The sequence below is a fragment of the Pseudoalteromonas sp. JC3 genome (assembly GCF_030291895.1).
Taxonomy (GTDB): Bacteria; Pseudomonadota; Gammaproteobacteria; order Enterobacterales; family Alteromonadaceae; genus Pseudoalteromonas.
Map to the genome: position 1 here is coordinate 2,622,424 of NZ_CP127855.1, position 18,341 is coordinate 2,640,764.

General features: G+C 43.1%; 17 protein-coding genes. 7 read left to right on the forward strand and 10 right to left on the reverse strand.

The features are described 5' to 3' along the window. Window positions 1–192: 192 nt before the first annotated feature. Window positions 193–1,173, reverse strand: coding sequence for a zinc-binding dehydrogenase (locus QSH61_RS11000; protein WP_227387048.1), 981 nt, complete (start codon window positions 1,171–1,173; stop codon window positions 193–195). A 155-nt stretch (window positions 1,174–1,328) separates the two neighbouring features. On the opposite strand from QSH61_RS11000, the gene QSH61_RS11005 reads away from it, so the two are divergent. After that, window positions 1,329–2,300, forward strand: a complete 972-nt coding sequence (locus QSH61_RS11005) for a LysR substrate-binding domain-containing protein (protein ID WP_010605058.1) — start codon at window positions 1,329–1,331, stop codon at window positions 2,298–2,300. Window positions 2,301–2,361: 61 nt separating this feature from the next. On the opposite strand, the gene QSH61_RS11010 is transcribed toward QSH61_RS11005, so the two are convergent. Together QSH61_RS11010 and QSH61_RS11015 are read right to left on the reverse strand one after the other, a co-directional pair. Further along, the gene (locus tag QSH61_RS11010) at window positions 2,362–3,864 is read right to left on the reverse strand and encodes a putative bifunctional diguanylate cyclase/phosphodiesterase (RefSeq protein WP_233525162.1); all 1,503 of its coding nucleotides are present in this window, start codon (window positions 3,862–3,864) and stop codon (window positions 2,362–2,364) included. Between the two features lie 252 nt (window positions 3,865–4,116). Further along, window positions 4,117–4,359, reverse strand: a complete 243-nt coding sequence (locus QSH61_RS11015) for an HP1242/YdcH family protein (protein WP_010373888.1) — start codon at window positions 4,357–4,359, stop codon at window positions 4,117–4,119. Window positions 4,360–4,745: 386 nt separating this feature from the next. On the opposite strand from QSH61_RS11015, the gene purM reads away from it, so the two are divergent. From purM to QSH61_RS11030, 3 genes are read left to right on the forward strand one after another with little or no spacing between them, the layout of a single operon-like run. Further along, complete coding sequence (purM, locus tag QSH61_RS11020) at window positions 4,746–5,798, forward strand: phosphoribosylformylglycinamidine cyclo-ligase (RefSeq protein ID WP_017219542.1); 1,053 nt, start codon at window positions 4,746–4,748, stop codon at window positions 5,796–5,798. Beyond that, a complete protein-coding gene (gene purN, locus QSH61_RS11025) occupies window positions 5,798–6,448 on the forward strand; it encodes a phosphoribosylglycinamide formyltransferase (protein ID WP_017219541.1) in 651 nt (216 codons plus the stop codon). Before purM ends, purN begins: the two co-directional genes overlap by 1 nt. Before the next feature lie 13 nt (window positions 6,449–6,461). After that, window positions 6,462–7,157: a DUF3108 domain-containing protein gene (locus QSH61_RS11030; RefSeq protein ID WP_019647394.1), complete on the forward strand. Its 696-nt coding sequence runs from the start codon at window positions 6,462–6,464 to the stop codon at window positions 7,155–7,157. A 64-nt stretch (window positions 7,158–7,221) separates the two neighbouring features. On the opposite strand, the gene QSH61_RS11035 is transcribed toward QSH61_RS11030, so the two are convergent. The 4 genes from QSH61_RS11035 to QSH61_RS11050 form a co-directional block, all read right to left on the reverse strand. Next, window positions 7,222–7,986 (reverse strand): class II glutamine amidotransferase, encoded by a 765-nt coding sequence (locus tag QSH61_RS11035; RefSeq protein ID WP_138580261.1) that lies wholly within the window; start codon window positions 7,984–7,986, stop codon window positions 7,222–7,224. 331 nt (window positions 7,987–8,317) lie between these two features. Then, complete coding sequence (locus QSH61_RS11040) at window positions 8,318–8,800, reverse strand: YbaK/EbsC family protein (protein ID WP_206470969.1); 483 nt, start codon at window positions 8,798–8,800, stop codon at window positions 8,318–8,320. A gap of 204 nt (window positions 8,801–9,004) precedes the next feature. Then, entirely contained in the window at window positions 9,005–9,289 is a 285-nt protein-coding gene (locus QSH61_RS11045; protein ID WP_206470970.1) for a hypothetical protein, read from the reverse strand. Between the two features lie 119 nt (window positions 9,290–9,408). Next, window positions 9,409–10,296 (reverse strand): LysR family transcriptional regulator, encoded by an 888-nt coding sequence (locus QSH61_RS11050; RefSeq protein WP_206470971.1) that lies wholly within the window; start codon window positions 10,294–10,296, stop codon window positions 9,409–9,411. Between the two features lie 147 nt (window positions 10,297–10,443). On the opposite strand from QSH61_RS11050, the gene QSH61_RS11055 reads away from it, so the two are divergent. Together QSH61_RS11055 and QSH61_RS11060 are read left to right on the forward strand one after the other, a co-directional pair. Next, window positions 10,444–11,160 carry a haloacid dehalogenase type II gene (locus QSH61_RS11055; RefSeq protein ID WP_174168705.1) on the forward strand — a complete coding sequence of 239 codons (717 nt, stop codon included), beginning with the start codon at window positions 10,444–10,446 and terminating at the stop codon, window positions 11,158–11,160. Window positions 11,161–11,273: 113 nt separating this feature from the next. After that, a complete protein-coding gene (locus tag QSH61_RS11060; protein WP_206470972.1) occupies window positions 11,274–12,917 on the forward strand; it encodes a sensor histidine kinase in 1,644 nt (547 codons plus the stop codon). A 61-nt stretch (window positions 12,918–12,978) separates the two neighbouring features. Here the strand turns inward: QSH61_RS11060 and exaC are convergent, their stop codons facing one another. Further along, window positions 12,979–14,499, reverse strand: a complete 1,521-nt coding sequence (gene exaC / locus QSH61_RS11065) for an acetaldehyde dehydrogenase ExaC (RefSeq protein ID WP_010373868.1) — start codon at window positions 14,497–14,499, stop codon at window positions 12,979–12,981. A gap of 158 nt (window positions 14,500–14,657) precedes the next feature. Between exaC and QSH61_RS11070 the strand changes: the two genes are divergently transcribed. Next, window positions 14,658–15,569: a helix-turn-helix domain-containing protein gene (locus tag QSH61_RS11070; RefSeq protein ID WP_206470973.1), complete on the forward strand. Its 912-nt coding sequence runs from the start codon at window positions 14,658–14,660 to the stop codon at window positions 15,567–15,569. Here QSH61_RS11070 and QSH61_RS11075 read toward each other — a convergent pair. Then, a complete protein-coding gene (locus QSH61_RS11075; RefSeq protein ID WP_206470974.1) occupies window positions 15,505–17,022 on the reverse strand; it encodes a trehalase family glycosidase in 1,518 nt (505 codons plus the stop codon). The two genes, QSH61_RS11070 and QSH61_RS11075, sit on opposite strands and share 65 nt — an antisense overlap. 8 nt (window positions 17,023–17,030) lie before the next feature. Continuing rightward, window positions 17,031–18,293, reverse strand: a complete 1,263-nt coding sequence (locus QSH61_RS11080) for an MFS transporter (RefSeq protein ID WP_010605073.1) — start codon at window positions 18,291–18,293, stop codon at window positions 17,031–17,033. Window positions 18,294–18,341: the final 48 nt, after the last annotated feature.

The following is an 18,341-nucleotide window of genomic DNA, read 5'->3' on the forward strand; positions in this document are numbered from 1 at the left end:
ACAATGACTCTTTATGAAGTCGTAAAGGAAAGGCGTATTCCCTTCATGGCGAGGCCTGGAGGGAAGTATACGGTGTTCAAGCGATGAAAAATGTCAGAAATTGTATCAATTTATTTGGACGCTGAGCCCAGCGAATATTGCCAAGCTCAGTATTGTTGCGTAAAGGGGATAAATTATTGTTGCTAGTGGGGACTACAGTTTCATATCTGCCGCAAAAAACGTGATGTTATCGTTGCTTTCTAGCTTTTTCAGCGTTTCAATTATCGCATCATGCTGCGGTGAAATTGATTCAAGTTGCTGCAAAGTAATTTCATTTTTTTCAAGCTTTTCAGCCAGAGTATTGCCAATAAATGCCATTCTCTGCTGCGCACAAACACTATTAGAAAGCCAACTACCACACAAAGAAACGATGCCTATGTTTGGCGCTTTCTTCATTAAGACGTGTTGCTCAATAGCAGGTAATCCCGCTAAGCAACTTACTCGACCACAAAATATCAAATGCGAAATCAATTGTTGGGTATGTGTACCTGTTAAATCTAGTGCGCCTTGCACCTCTGCTGCACCAAAATGAAGCTGCAGGGCATCGGCTAAGCCGGCAAAGTCAGACTGGGTATAGACGAGATCTGCACCTAGCTTTTCAAGCAGCTTTTTATATTTAGACTCGGAACATGCCGCCACCCCAAGCCCCACCTGTTTGGCAAATTGTATTGCCATTTGGCCAACTGGATGATGAGCTGATTCGATTAAAATCGTATCACCTGTATTCAGTTGAAGCTTAAATAGCGCAATCAATGCACACATAGCAGGTGCGATTGCCGCTGAGGCGAGCTTACCATCAACATTTTCTGGTAGTACAGTAAGTGCGTGACTTGGCACCAAGGCAAATTCACTCATCGTGCCTTGCTCTCGAATGTCTCCATGCCAAAAAACCCGCGTACCTGGTTCTGGAAATCCCGTTTTACATGCTTTTTCCACAACACCCACAGCATCCACACCAAACACTCTATTCGGTGTTTCTTCACAGGGACAATTGGCCACTTTGGTATCGATAAAGCTTAAACCAACGTATTCAACTTTGACCAAGACTTGATCATCGGTTGCCTCAGGTAAGTTAATTTCTCCCTGCTCGAAGGTAAGTCCATTTGTGTGATTGAATCGGACTGCTTTCATCATATGCCTTTGCGTTAGGTTAAAAATAAAGTAGTGAGACTAGATTCATTAAACCATTGTTAGCATGTTGCCACAACTTTATTAGTGTAAATATGCCCCTCGCAATTCCAATTGTTTAGTGTCACAATGGCATCAGTCTTAGTGAACTTTCTCGCATTATGGATATTAGCAGCAGATTATTAATCTTTTTAGACGTTGTAGAGCGTGGTTCCTTTGCCAGTGCCGCACAACTGAGAAATATCGATCGCTCTGTCATTTCAAAGCAGATGACCAAGCTGGAAGAGGAACTCGGTGTAAGATTAATGAATCGTACGACTCGTTCCTTCTCGCTCACCTCTGCAGGTTCCGAGATGGTGAAAAAGGCAGAAGAGCTAAGGCTGCTACTAAACGACACTCAGCGCATCGCACAGAATTATCACACCGAGCCTAAAGGTTTGCTTAAAATTGCCAGCTCAACTGTGGTAGGTCGACGCTACGTACAACCTGTTATCAATGACTTTCAAAAACGTTTTCCTCATGTTGAGGTTGAACTTAGGCTTGAAGACAGACTCGTGGACTTAGTGGGTGAAGGCTTTGATTTAGCTTTTCGTGTCGGCGAGCCGAAAGATTCATCACTTATCGCCCGCAGAATTGCACGCAATCGATTGCTCATATTAGCAAGCCCGACGTTCTTAAAAACTCATGGCACGCCAAACTCGCTTGAGGAGCTCAGCGAATTACCTGCAGCAACCTACGCCAGTGATGCGTTAAGGTTTACCAGTATCACCTATCAAGACGAGCAAGGCATCGAGCAGCAAATGCCTGTAAAGAGTATCTTCAGAACCAACGACGGAGATACATTGATGGAAAGTGTGCTGTCTGGTACCTGTTATATTGTTGCACCAGCCTTTCTAGTCGGTAAAGAAATTACTGAAGGCAAATTACAACCGATTTTAACTAACACAAAACTGGTCGATTTTGCTGCGATGTATGCGCTCTATCCTCATCGTGATTTACCAGTCAGAACTAGGCTGTTCCTTGATGCATTCCGTGCATATATCGGTGAAGAAACCCCAATATGGGAAACAGAGATCCCTGGATTTGAACAAATGTACGGTTTTATCCCACCTAAGCCGATGTTAACTTTCTAGTCGACAGCAATTTATTCGTATATCTGGATATCAAGCTTTTTGCAGAGAGAGGTTATAGACCTCATCCGTCTAACCTTTTCATTGCGCCTTTCACCATATTCTGGGAATTAATCCACTTTACGCATTCGCTTAGCGAAAGTGGTTCACATATCTGAAAGCCCTGAATATACGGACAATTCAAGCTATACAAATACTGCAAACAAGCATCGCTTTCAACACCCTCAGCAACAATACTGCAGTTCAATTTACGTGCTAAAAACATACTGGTTTCTACTATGGCTTGATCTTTTTCACTTTCATGACTTAGCCTTACAAACGAACCGTCTATTTTGATCTGCGAAATTGGTAACTCTTTTAAAATAGAAAATGAAGAAAAACCAGTGCCGAAGTCATCAATACTCACTGCAAATCCCATATCTATTAATGTTTCAATTAGGCTTCTCGCTTTTTCCACTTCTTCCATTACGGTGCTTTCTGTAAGCTCAAATACTATATGAGTTGGGTCGACTCGGTGAGTATCCAGTAGCATAGCAAGGGTATTAATTAGATTCTGTTCAGCAAAATCTTGGCAGGAAAGGTTGATATGCACAACTAACTTGTCATCTATTTCAATCAATATTGCAAGGTCTTGGAATACACGGTTAATCACAAATGCACTCAGCTGCCGGATAAGATTATTACGCTCCGCTAACTCAATAAACTGATCTGGCATTATCATTGTACCGTCGGGCTGAGGCCACCTTAGTAGCGCTTCTACTCCATGAATATCACCACTTTGAGAACACACTATCGGTTGATAATAGAGCGCCAATTCACCTCGAGCGAGCGCAACTTTGAGATTAGCTAAAAGTTGGAACTCGGCCTCAATTCCCTCATGAAGCTCTTCATCAAAGATGACGATGCTTTGACGGCTATGCTTGGCCGAATACATGGCGATATCAGCTTGCTTCAAAAGGTCAAACACATCAAGTTGGCGCGATTTAGTCCATAAGCTTGCTCCTGCGCTGTAGGTCACATCCAGTTGTAACTCCTCAATTTCTATCCCAGACTTTAATTCGCTCAGTAGTGCATTGTTTTGAGAGTAAATACAGTTTACGTCTGTAACGTCCATCAGGATAATGAATTCATCGCCGCCCATGCGATATAACTTGCTACGAGGAAGCAGTGCTGCACGCATTTTGTGTGCAAGTTCCACCAACAATTTATCACCAAAGAAGTGCCCTTTTGCATCGTTGATCTGCTTAAAATTATTCAGATCAACCAAGATAACACTAAAGTCGAGCTGCTGATGCTTACGTTCATTAATGGCGTCAATGCAGCGCTGGCGATTCTCTAAATCCGTTAAAAAATCATGTTCAGCGTTATATTTGGCCTGCGTTGCAATTTCATTTAATTCTTGCAGACTTGTTAGACTTAGACAATTCACCACAAAAACAAAAATGGAGCCAAGAAACAGGATTAAACTTAAGCCTTGCTCAATGAAACTAGCGCTATTGTGATCGTACAGAAAGTAGGCAAAGCTCAAGTATCCGAGTTCAAACAGAGCCATAAGAATTAACAACACTCGCCACCCGACCGAAGAGGTTAATCGACATATTTTAAAGGCCGGTGAAAAAGCTAATCCCATGATAAAGCTGCCAGCTAATACTAATATAAGTGCAATCAAAGGAGTCGTCGTGCATGGAATACAATGGTTAGAGTATAGATTATAAATCTGCCCTTGCTCGGGACAGGCTAAATTATTCAACAATTGGTGGGGAATTTAGTAGCGGACTTGGCAGCCCGCTCACATAGACCAGTTGGTCTTGATTAAAAGTTAGTCTGCACTTTTTAGAATTCGGTAAAGTTGATCTTTTAACCACAGTCTCTTTTTCTTCAGTGACTCAAGATACTCATCACTTGAGTGCTCTACACCGTCTTCAATTCGAATAACTTCATTGTCTACTTCATGATAATCTTTAAAAAGTTTTGAGAAATGTCCATCAGACAGTTTTAATTCATGAATTCTGTCTTTAAACTCTGGCAGTTCTTTAGCTAGGCTGTGGCGTTCAATATTCATCGTTTTATTCCCATAAATAGCTAGGTAATCTGAGTTTGGGTATAAATCTCAGATTAAGGCTGAAAATGCATTTGAGTTTAGGGTAGACCCAATCAATGCGCCGTTAGTGACAGTGATTTCGAATACATTTTTTGAAGTTACTGTCTGATTGGGCCTGTTTCCATAGTACGCTGCCACCTTCTTTGAGTATTGATCTAACGCAAATCACATTCAGTTATAAACAATCAAAGTTTTTGTCGTTTCTTTATACTGTTCGTGATACAAAATCGAGGACCTTTGACCACATTCTTAGGGTTTCTCGCAAAGTCGCTAGCCGCCTAGATGCAATTGTTGTAAAATGTCGGCGTTTCTAAGCAAATCTATCTAGCAACTTTTGAGGAAAACCTGTGAGCGAACAAAAACAGTCTCTTAGTTATAAAGACGCTGGCGTTGACATCGATGCGGGCAACGCATTGGTCGAAAGAATTAAAGGCGTAGTGAAAAAAACTCGTCGCCCAGAAGTAATGGGTGGCATTGGTGGTTTTGGTGCACTATGCGAACTTCCAACTGGATATAAAGAGCCTGTTTTGGTTGCTGGCACTGACGGTGTTGGTACTAAGCTACGCTTAGCTATCGATTTGAAAAAGCACGACACAGTAGGTATTGACCTAGTTGCTATGTGTGTTAACGATCTTATTGTCCAAGGCGCTGAACCCCTATTTTTCTTGGACTACTATGCTACAGGCAAGTTAGACGTTGATGTTGCGGCGGACGTAGTATCTGGTATTGGTAAAGGATGCGAGCTTTCTGGTTGTGCGCTTATCGGTGGTGAAACGGCTGAAATGCCAGGCATGTACGAAGGCGATGACTACGATATGGCAGGCTTTTGTACTGGCGTGGTAGAGAAGTCTAAAATCATTGATGGAACTAAAGTTGCGGCTGGCGATCAGCTGATTGCATTGGGTTCAAGCGGTCCGCACTCAAACGGCTACTCTTTAATCCGTAAAGTACTAGAAGTATCTGGCGCAGATACTAACGCAGAGTTCGAAGGCAAAACTCTAGGCGAGCACCTGCTAGAGCCAACCCGTATCTACGTAAAGCAAATCTTAGCGCTATTAAAAGAAGTTGATGTTCACGCACTTTCTCATATCACTGGCGGTGGTTTTTGGGAAAACATCCCTCGCGTGCTACCTGAATCTGCAAAAGCAGTGATTAAAGGTGATAGCTGGCAATGGCCTGCAATCTTCAACTGGTTACAAGAAAACGGTAACATTGCAACGCACGAAATGTACCGCACATTCAACTGTGGTGTTGGCATGATCTTAGTTGTTCCTGCTGACAAGCTTGAACAAAGCCTTGAAATCCTGAAAGCACAAGGCGAAAACGCTTGGCACATCGGTGAAATTCAAGACGCTCAGGCTGGTGAAGAGCAAGTTGAGATCTTAGGTGGTGCCGAGTAATGGCACCCACTCGCCTTGTTGTTCTGATCTCTGGTAGTGGTTCAAATTTGCAAGCAATCATTGATGCTTGCAAATCTGGCTATATTCAAGGTGAAATTGCAGCCGTTGTCAGTAATAAAGCGGACGCATACGGCCTAACCAGAGCGCAAGAGGCTGGTATAGCGACTTCTGTTTTAGACCATAAGCAATACGCATCTCGTGAAGAGTATGACGTTGCGCTTGGTCAACTAATTGATAGCTTTACACCAGATTTGGTTGTATTAGCTGGATTTATGCGTATTCTAACTCCAAACTTGGTGCAAAAATTTAGAGGAAAAATGTTGAACATTCATCCTTCTTTGTTGCCTAAGTATCAAGGGCTGAACACCCACCAAAGAGCAATCGATGCAAACGATGCAGAACATGGTGCTAGCGTTCACTTTGTCACAGAAGAGTTAGATGGTGGTCCTGTGGTCTGTCAGGCCAAGGTCGCTGTTCTTCCAGATGATACGGCAGAGTCACTGGCGCAACGTGTGCATAAGCAAGAACACATTCTTTATCCTTTGGTGGTCAAATGGTTCAGCGAACAAAGACTAACAATGGAAGCAGACTATGCTGTTTTTGATAACAAAACCTTACCAGTTCAAGGTGCGCCGTACCCAGAAAAATAAAAAATGGAGCGCTGTGCTAATTGGTATTAGCGCTCTACTTTCCACTTCGACATTTGCGAACTCTCTCACTGAATATCACGCCGAATACCAAGTTTCACGCAAAGGTAAGGTTCATGGTAGTGCCACGCGAGACCTCACAAAAATAGCCGATGCAACATACGCTGTACGTTACAAAAGCGATATCGAATGGATGATTTTTTCAGACGTAAGAACTGAAGAATCATTGTTTAAAGTCGCTGAACATACCGTCAGCCCACTACATTACAGTATGACCCGTGAAGGGACTGGTCCAGATAAAAGCTACAAAATTAAGTTTGATCATCAAAACCAAGCAATTACCTCCAGTGAAGAAAAGTATCCACTGAAAGTGAAGTGGCTTGAGAATCAGCAAGATTTAATTAGTTATCAAGTACAGCTGCGAGAGGATTTAAAGGCGGGAAAGACCAAGTTTAGCTATCCTATCATAGACAAAAAAGGCGACCAGCGAAGCTATGATTTTGAGGTGGCTGGCGAGGAAATGATCACTCTACCTTTTGGCAACGTCAAAACCATCAAAGTTAAACGCGTTTATGATGATAGCGATCGTCAAGCCATTGCTTGGTTTGCACCAAGTTATGATCATATGCTGGTTAAAATGTACAAAGGTAAAGATGGTATGGAGCAGTTTCAGATAGAGCTTAAAACCTACCAACCCAAATCAGAGAGTTGATAGCTACATCGTTAATTCATCAAGGCGGCTCAACTAGGCCGCCTTTGCTTACAAAAACTCAGAACTACACCTTCTCACCTAATTTGAATAAAGCAAACTCGCCGGGCTCAAGTTTCTGCCACTGTTCATCGTTGGTCAGCGGTCGAGTCGCAATAACAGTGACAACATCATCTGGTGTGGTTTCCTTTTGAAAATCCACCACCATATCCGCATCAATTAAGGTAGCCTTACCAAATGGGGCTCTACGGGTTATCCAATGTAGATTATTGGTGCAATACGCCAACACATAAATACCATCGGTTATCAACATGTTGAATACCCCTTTGTCTCTCAATGTGTGCGCTAGCTTTGCGATATACCTGAAAACTGAGATCATGTTTGACGGACGACTTGGGTATTTTTCTCGTACTTTGTCCAAAATCCAGCAAAAAGCAAGTTCACTGTCTGTATTCCCAACAGGTCGATAGAAGTCAGTTTTTAAATCTTTATAGTCCGAAAGCTGGCCATTGTGAGCATAAGTGATCTCCCGACCCCATAATTCTCGAGTAAATGGGTGGGTATTTTCAAGACAAGTCCGCCCCCTATTTCCCTGTCGAATATGACTTATTACAGACACGCTTTTAATCGGATATGCTTTGACTAGTTTAGCAATTTCAGACTGACAGCTAGGCTCTGGATCTTTAAAGGTTCGACATCCTTTCCCCTCGTAAAAGGTGATACCCCAGCCATCTTTGTGAGGACCTGTATTACCACCGCGCTCCAACAACCCAGAAAAGCTAAAACAAATATCCGTCGGTACGTTCGCCGACATCCCCAAAAGCTCACACATAAATCACTTAAACCCTAAATATCATAAAGTTATGATTAAAATACAAATCACAAATATCAAAAGGTCACACGTTTGGTCACACTTATGACTAGTAGCTCGATTATCGTAGATAGTCATACTACTGAATTATTGGCGGTAAGTTTATCATGTATCTCTGTGTCTTTACCTTTTAAATTCAACTACCTTGAGAGCCGTATTAATACGATTATTTTGAATGACTGTCGGGCTGTTCTCATCTAGAAAGCACTTTATTGGTTGAGAACCTTAATGACCACCCCAAGTTGATTAATAGATAAATCATATAGACACAAGGTCGATTACGAACTGAGGGTTACTTCGCAATATCTAACCAAGTGCCACCTGTAAGCGTATCTAGATCATGCGCTTTTAACTCAAAAACCGAGTTGGGCGTGCCTGCAGCAGCCAAAATACGATCGTATCGCTTTAAATCTTTATCAATTATCGTCAATACAGAGTCAGTGTGCGCCACAGGAGGCACACCGCCAATGACAAACCCGGTTTTTTCCTGCACAAAGTTTGCATTCGCTTTTTCGAGCTTTACATTAATTGCTGCTTCCACTTTTTTCACGGACACTTGGTTGCTACCAGAAGCAATTATCAAGACCGCCTTTTCAGTATTGCTATCTTTAAATATCAGAGACTTGGCGATTTGAGACTCAGTGCAACCAATCGCATTTGCAGCATCTTTCGCAGTACGAGTAGAGTCTGCAAGCTCTGTAACGGTGAAGTTGTGCCCATGACTGGCTAGGAACTCTTGAACACGTATTGATGAGGATTTTAACGGCTGTGACACTCAATTGCTCTTCCATACTGTGGTAGTTAAAACCAATCTAACAGCTAGTGAGCGGATTTTAAACATCCAGTATGTTTTATACTATTTGTGATATGAGGCTAACCCTATCTCGGGGGTAGCATTGAAAAATATCCGAGTATCCCATTAAGAGAAACTCGGATCATGGCTGTATATAAACACTCAAGATATTAAGTTCAGTAAAGTCTATATTGTTACCACATGCCATTGGTACGCAAGGCTAGCGCCAGCCAATGAGCATGCTAATAAAAAGTTCATTACCTCTTTTGAGCTAAGTGAACGAGACTCCCGAGAAAAATGCTTAGCATGTAATCTCATACCGAGTGGTTGCAATTCTTTTTCATGTTTTGGCAATGCTATCAATCCAGCAAGTAGCATGACTAAACAAAGCATATAACTACCTTGCACGATAAAGAATAGAGTAAGTGAAAATACGGTGACAGAAAAAATCCAAGAAATGAATTTGAACATAGCAGCTCCGTTTGCTATCAGTGTTACCAGTTCGATTTTACAATCATCAATCTGGCTAGTTTCTAATTTTAATACGGAGTTTAGAGTTATTAGTTTAAAAGCACAAGCAGACTAAAGTATTAGCCCTTATTTTCGAATAATGTCTTCATAAACTCATAGAATGCCTCTGCCTTGCGTGTCTTCAGCGAGTGCTGAGGCCTGACAAACCAAATAGGTGCGTCGTCACTTTCGAGACAACCTGGAATTATAGGCACTAACTCACCTCTTTTTAGGTTATCTCTGATGGCAATGTGAGATTTAACTGCAATACCATGCCCAGCTAGGGCAGCAGAAGTCATATTGTCTGAGTTTGAAATCGTAAAACGAGTTTTTGCGTTAAAGTGTACAATTCTACCGTTTGGTTCTTTTAACTTAAATTCTCGTTGCCAAGGTAAGCATACAAAAAAGTGGTTTTGTAATTCGCTGATATTATCAGGCATGCCATAGCGGTCAATATAGCTCGGCGCTGCACATAATATCCGATGGTTATCGCATAGTTTTCTCGCCAACAACCCAGAATCAGCCAATTGTCCAACGCGTATCGCTACATCTTGAGCACCTTCAACTATGTTTACAAACTGATCGTTGATCAGGAAATCGAGTGCTAATTGCGGATGCGCTTGCTCAAATTGACTTAGATTTGGCATCACAAATTGTGAAAACACCCAAGGCGGCATAGTGACACGAAGTAACCCGCTCACCGCTGAGCCCCTTGCACCTATTTCGTGCTCAGCATCATAAAGCGCCTCTAATATATGCTCCACCCGCTCTCTAAAAGTACTTCCGGCTGGGGACAATGTTAGCGTACGACTATCTCTAAACAGCAAAGTCATGCCTAAATGTTGCTCTAACTTGTTAAGACGATGACTAACTGTCGCAGGCGAGAGTCTCAATTGCTTCGCAGCATTAACCACTCCTTGATGTTTAATAATAGCTAAGAATGTTTCGAGTTCAGCGATTGAATACATGTCGATTTAGTTTTTTCGAATCTTGCTTTCGAATATGCGCGCTTTGTTTAAATTTATCAAATAAATATACTGCTTCTCATCGCAACTAAATTGGAATTATCAATGAAACGCACCTTAATTAGTCTATTCGTTATGTTAGGAGGCCTAATGCCGAATATTAGCCAAGCCAACTCAAAGGTTGAACGCCCGGAAGTTATTTTCTTCGATGTCAATGAAACCTTACTTGATTTAGAGTCAATGAATAAGCCGGTTAGCCAAGTTTTAGGTGGCGATGAGTCCCTATTAGCCCTTTGGTTTTCCACTATGCTACATCACTCGTTAGTGACTACAGTAAGTGGTGATTATCAAGATTTTGGCAAGATAGGCGTTGCCGCGCTACAAATGGTTGCAAAAAACAAAGGCCTAACGATAACTGACGCACAAGCTAAACAAGCAATCGTGCCCGCTCTGCTCTCTTTGCCCCCGCATAAAGACGTCATTCCCGCGCTAAAACAGCTCAAGCAAGCTGGGTTTAAACTCGTGAGTTTAACCAATTCATCGAATGCGGGGGTTAAAGCGCAGTTTGAAAATGCCGGTCTAATTACCTATTTTGACCAACGCTTGAGTATTGAAGACATCAAAGTGTATAAGCCCGACCTTAGAGCCTACGAATGGGCGTTACAGCAATTAAATATTCGTCCAGACCAAGCGCTAATGGTGGCGGCTCACGGCTGGGATGTTGCCGGCGCTAAAGCCGCGGGCATGCACACAGCATTTATTGCAAGACCACAAAAGCAGCTCTACCCACTGGCAAAGACACCAGATTACGTGCTACCTGACTTAACAAGTTTGGCTGACGAGCTCATCACTTCTGGAAACGAGTAACATTGGAAAGTATCAGCTGGCACCTTGATACCAGCTGATAAAAATGCTCAGCATGCTTTATCTACATAATAAATGTACTAGATTTAAGGAGGTGAATCGAAGGAATAGCCTCCATGAATATAAATAAAAACACCCACATTGTGATCTGGATAATCATAGGTGTTAGCTTAACTATCCACGGCGCATCCCTTTTACTGAGCAATACGCTTCTTAATAATATAACTTGGCCGCTGATAGAAGCGCATGCAGTGGTTGAAACCTTCGGCTCTGCTGTCGCCCTTTTCATTGCATTGGCGTTGTTATTTTTTGAAAAGTACAACACCGGTACAAGTTTTAATATCGAAATCGCCACGGCGCTGCTGGTAATGGGGATCTTAGATGGATTCCATGCCGCCGTAAATGTTGGCCAAACCTTCGTTTGGCTTCACAGTATCGCGACTTTCTTTGGTGGTCTCACTTTTATCACCCTGCTTGCTCACAGCCGATTTACTTGGTTTAAAAACCGCTATTGGCTGATCAGCGCATGCACAGCCGCTATCATCATCGGCACCATGAGCCTAGCTTACCCTACGGATTTACCACACATGGTTGAGCAAGGTCACTTTACTGGTACGGCGATGGCGCTCAACGTCATTGGCGGTACTATGTTTTTTGTCGCCGCAGTTAAAATTCTCCTTGTATATCGCGACTCTCATAATGTGAGCGATTTGCTCTTTTGCTTACATTGTTTCCTATTTGGCGCAGCCGCTATTATGTTCGAGCAATCCAAGTTGTGGGATACCGCTTGGTGGGGCTGGCATATTTTAAGGTTAATGGCCTATATCGTCGCTTTAGGGTTTTTACTAGTTGAAGGAATGCAAATCTTACAAGAGTTAAAACAACATAAAGAGCAGTTAGAAGAGTTAGTGAGTGAGCGCACTCGCTCACTAGTCGAGACCAATCAAAAGCTAGAAGAAACCGTTGCCTATCTCAACCGTACTCATACGCAATTACTTGAACGAGAGAAAATGGCATCGCTTGGCGATTTGGTTGCAGGTGTTGCACACGAAATCAATACCCCCATCGGGATTGGCATCACTTCCACCACTTATCTACAGCAGCACTTAGACGACCTCACCATGAAGTACCAAACCAAAGTGCTCTCTACCGGAGTATTGGAGGACTTTATTTCAGATTCTACTGGCGCTTGCAAACTGCTATTAAAAAACCTCCAACGCACCGCGAATTTAATTAATAGCTTTAAGCAAGTTGCTGTCGATCAATCTTGCGAGCAAGTGAGGGCCTTTAATGTCCATGATTATGTTCAAGAGATCATCGCGGCGCTCAATCCAGAGATTAAAAAGCATGACCATAAAATCAAGTTTCATTGCGATCCCGGCCTTATCGCCACGACCTATCCCGGTGTTATTTTTCAGATCATTTCGAATTTAGTCGCAAATTCCATTGCACATGGCTTTAAAGAGTCGGAACAAGGTGAGATCACCATTGAATTCTTTAAACATGATGAACACATTGAGCTTATTTATAAAGACAATGGTAAAGGCATGTCGGAGCTTGAATTAAGTAAGTTATTCGAGCCATTTTATACCACCAAAAGAGGAAGTGGCGGTATGGGACTTGGCGCTTATATTATCTATAACTTGGTGACTCAAGGGCTAGATGGAGATGTACACACCGTCAGCGAGCCCGGCAAAGGACTCGAATATAGGATAGCATTTGCTAATAAACAAGCGACGCCATTAAAAGTTGTTTCTTAACCAGATGACTGATTGAGTACTGCCACAATGGTCAGTACTCAATACTTCTATAATAATTAAATTAGAAAAATCCTAGAGGACTGGTGCTATAGCTTACTAAGAGGTTCTTGGTTTGTTGGTAATGATCCAGCGCTTTTTTGTGAGTTTCTCTGCCAATACCTGATTTTTTATAACCACCAAATGCCGCGTGTGCAGGATACATATGATAACAGTTAGTCCACACGCGACCCGCTTCGATTTGGCGACCAAATTGATATGCGCGATTCATATCTCTAGTCCACACCCCAGCACCTAAACCAAACTCAGAGCTATTCGCCAATTCCAACGCCTCTGCTTCATCTTTAAAAGTGCATAAAGAGATCACCGGACCAAATATTTCCTCTTGGAATACCCGCATTTGGTTATGCCCTTTTAACAGCGTCGGCTGAATATAAAAGCCTTTGTGATAACCCTCGCCAAGCTCTGCGACTTCGCCACCGATTAACACTTCAGCCCCTTCCTTCTTGCCAATATCAATATAGCTAAGGATTTTATCAAATTGGGCTTGTGAGGCTTGTGCACCAACCATGGTCTCTGTATCAAGCGGATTGCCGCGTTTAATCGCCTTGGTGCGTTCGATGACTTTGGCTATAAAGTCATCGTATATATCTTCTTGCACGAGCAAGCGCGATGGACAAGTACATACTTCGCCTTGGTTAAAGTAGGCCAGCACCGCGCCTTCAATACACTTACTTAGGTAATCATCGTCAGCTTGCATCACATCACTAAAGTAGATATTGGGCGACTTACCTCCTAGTTCCACCGTTGAGGGAATGATGTTTTCAGCAGCACATTTTAGAATGTGAGAGCCCACAGGAGTCGAGCCTGTAAACGCAATTTTTGCGATACGTGTACTCGTAGCAAGCGCTTCACCAGCCTCTTTCCCGAAACCATTTACAACATTAACCACACCATTTGGTAATAAATCAGCGATTAATTCCATCAACAACAAAATAGACGCAGGCGTTTGCTCCGCAGGTTTTAGCACTACGCAGTTTCCAGCTGCGAGAGCGGGTGCCAGTTTCCAAGCGGCCATAAGTAATGGGAAGTTCCATGGGATGATCTGCCCCACAACGCCCAGAGGCTCATGAAAATGATAGGCCACGGTTGACTCGTCAATTTCACCTATGGCTCCTTCTTGAGCACGAATGCAACCTGCAAAATAGCGGAAATGATCAGCAGCAAGCGGAACATCAGCGGCTAGCGTTTCACGTACAGCTTTACCATTATCCCATGTTTCGGCTACCGCTAGGTATTCAAGGTTTGCTTCTATTCGGTCTGCGATTTTGAGTAATATATTGCTTCGTTCAGTGACCGAAGTTTTACCCCACGCCGCCTTTGCAGCATGGGCGGCGTCAAGCGCCAGTTCAATGTCTGCATTATTTGAACGCGGGATCTGACAAAACACTTCGCCATTAACAGGACTAATATTGTCGAAGTACTGGCCGTCAACGGGTGGCGTCCATTCACCGCCAATAAAGTTTTGATATTGCGACTTAAAGCTGACGATCGCACCTTCAGTATTTGGATTTGCGTATATCATTTTTACCTCTGCAACTTGTGTTATTTATTTGGGCTTCATTCGTCCCAGTTTTGTTTTTGCTAATATTTGACATTAGCCAAATTCACCTTTAAAAACTTAACTTAGGGTCTCGGAATGTATACGCACAGTCCAAAAGTAACCGAGAAGGAGTGCATTGTTTGCAGATCTCTAAACATCGCAGTCGTGTCGAACGCTTAGTTGAAAACAAAATAAGTTTTGCCGCCAATCAGGTAGAGCTGAGCGTCTATGACACTTACGAAAGTACCAATAGAGTCAAACTCGCCTCTAATGAAGTGTTGTTTTGTGCGATGATCACTGGTAAAAAAGTGATGCACGTAGACAGTTGCGACTATCACCAACCCTTTTTACCTCATCAAAGCTTCGTATTGGTACCTGAACAAACCGTATTTATAGACTTTCCCGACGCCAGCTTATCCGCTCCCACCACCTGTTTAGCAATCGAGATCAGTCGAGAGAAAATTAATACCGTGAGCGAGAAGTTAGCGCTTTCACTTCCTAGTGATTTTAATTATCAAAAGCAGCTGGTGCACACCGAGCATAACTGGCAAACCCAGCACTGTTTGGGGCGATTGCTCCATCTGTTCAGTGAGAATGAGGCTGAGCGGGGATACTTTATCGATTTGGCAATGGACGAGCTAATTGCAAGACTACTACAGCAACAAAGCCGAGATCTGCTGTTAGGCGCAGTAAAACAAGCACCAGATCATAATGGTTTGTATCAAGCGATGCATTATTTGGAGACTCATTTAGACCAGCCACTAGATGTAGAGAAGCTTTGTAAACTTAGCTGCATGAGTAGAAGTCGCTTTTTCAATCAATTTAAAAAGTCATTTTCGACGACGCCACAGCAGTGGCTCCAAGCACGGAGACTAACTGAAGCAAAGGCAAAACTAAAAGCAGGAATTCAGATCACCGCAATTAGTTTTGCACTCGGCTTTAAGCATCCAAGTCAATTCAGTCGAGCGTTTAAACAAGCCTTTAATATCACGCCGAAGGACTATCAACTTCAGGCACTAAAAGCCGATAAAAACGACTGGTTACTCCGTTAGTCCAGCCAAAACCCTGTTGCACCACGTATTCTCCGCCACTTGCCTGTTTATCCGGTTCAACCACATTGTACTTCTCAAGCAAACAGCCTGTTTGCTCAAAGCCGGTTTCAACAGCATAAAGCCATGCTTGCATAATCTTATTCGCGAGTTGATTTTGACCATATGCCCTTAAACCTGACACCGCAAACCACTGTAGTGGTGCCCAGCCATTAGGACTGTCCCACTGCTGTGAAGTAGTGACTAAGGTACTAACCAATCCACCTTGCTGCGAAAACTCTGCCTCGAGTTTTTTGCCAATATGCTCTGCCTGCTCTGGTGTAACCAGCTCTGCAAACATAGGCACAACGCCCGCTAGAGATTCAACGGAGGTACGCGCATAATCATTAAGATCCACATCGAAAAACCAACCTTTTTTATCGCACCAACAATATTTCTGTATCAGTGCACTGCGATTTGACGCTAAATTGGCATAGTACTGAGCTTGCGTTAGCTCGTTTAATTTCTCAAAACAACGTGCAATTTGCGACTCAAGCAATACTAGTAGTGCATTTAAATCCACAGGGATAATGTCTGTTGTACGAATGCTCGCTAAATCGTCAGCGTTTGCTAACCAACGGCTACTAAAGTCCCACCCCGACTCACAAGCCGCACGAATGTGCTGATAAAAGGTTTCGCTGTCCGTAACCGCTGCGGCTAATTCTATATCCTCAATAAAAGACTCTGGGCGCGGTGCTGCAAGCGGATCCCAGTAGCGATTCAGTTTGCCCCCACATGGCATGTTGACGACTCGGTAATGCGCTTTTTTATCCGTGCAACTCAAATCCTCTCCAGTCTGCCAAAACTGATGTTCTTTCAGTAATGCCTGAGTAACTCGTGACAACCACTGCTTATCATGAGATTTTTCCTGCCACAGTAACTCAACCATTAATGCTGTTACAGGTGGCTGGGAACGACTTTGGTAATAATCTCGATTGCCATTAGGTACATGTCCAATACGATCAATAAGACTCACAAAGTTATCTAACATTCCCGCAACGAGATCGCTTCTGTTCGCATCCAAAAGCCCAAGTGCCGTAAAGTAGCTATCCCAGTAATAAATCTCATTAAAACGTCCACCCGGTACAACATACGGATGGGGTAAAGGTAGCAAGGAGCCCTTAGCAACGGTGCTCGGCTTTCTAGATAAACGCGACCACAGCGCACTGATATACTGCTGCGCACTAGTAAAATCGGGTAAGGCATTTAATTCTTTGTTGGCAACAAAGTCAAAATGCGCATGCACAAATCTAAGTAATGCCTCTCCCGTCGGCTTTTGCATCACATACTGGTTTTCTATCTCTGCAAGCGGAATTTTTGCGATGGCATCTGCAAAAACCTTACTGTCTGAAAACAGGCCAGCGCTTTGCACCGCCTTAAAAATCTCTGTGGAATAAAAGTTTGATTGGTACTGCATGTAAAACCTCAGCTCACCTTTTGTTGACTTGGCGTGTGAGCATGATTTGATTGGCTAGACTCACTCATCGATTTAAAGAAATATAAACACACTGCAATCACCAGCATGGGAATAAGTGCCCCATAAAACGCTTGTTGACCACCAAAATGTTGAAATACTAAACCTGTGATCATTGAACCCGTGCTACCACCCAGCGCTGAAAATACAACGATTAGCCCTGTCATCGACGCGTGCTGTGTAGTGGGTAAACTACTTAGCATTACCGAATTAATCACTGGATAAATAGGCGCCATAAAAAGACCGATCAGCGGCATGAGAAAAGCCACAAGGGGTGCGTCAAATAACGAAGAAATAAGCGTTTTCTCAATACCCTCAGTCATCGGTAACGTTAAAATCACTAATCCTGCCATAGCGGCAAGGCAAACATTTAACACCACATACCAATGTACTTTGGTGAGCACAACGCCGGCACCGAGCCGACCGAGTGCTAAGCAAGCAGCAAAAACACTGGTAATTTGCACGCTAATATTCACCGGTAATGACAAGATCTCATTATTAAAAGTAGGCAGCCAAGTGCCTATACTCTGCTCTATCAATACGTATAAAAATGCGGAAATCACAAATACCAGCACAAGGGGCTTAGCCACAAGCTTTAACATCGCTATAAATGCAGAGACACTAGACTCGGTGGCTTGCGTTGGCTCTGGCTTTGCAATTGGGGAGATCCAAACAATAAATGCGGTGAACGCGCTCAGCACAGCTAACACGAAATAGACGTTTAACCAGCCAAGAGAGTTATCGCCGCTGTCAATAAACGCCGCAAAAATCCAATAACCGCCGAGGACCCCTAACATAAACACGCCCTCAATAAAATTAAGCAGGCTTGAATGTTGGTTGCTTCCTTCAGTGACTTGGCCAACTAGCGCATAAACCGACACTTTGACCACCGCAAATGCCGCACCCACGCAAGCAAATACTAGTTTAAGAATCCAAAACTCAGCGACCATAGGTGTGATACTGCAAATTAATGCCACGCCCGCGAGCACTGCGGTCAAAGCAATTTTAAATCCAACCCTGGGGATAACCGACGCAACCAGAAATGAAACGATGGCGATGGGAAGATCTTTAAATGCCTCTAAGGTGGCGGCCTGCGCTTTTGTAATGCCAAAGCTATGAATAGACTGCAAGATGACCGTCCCTACGCTATTGAGCAAAATAGCAAATAGGAAGTAACTAACGGCCATGGCAAGTATGATACGTGCTCGATTCATTGTTATTCTCGTTAAAACACTGTGATTCCTTTTTAGTCTAGACAGACT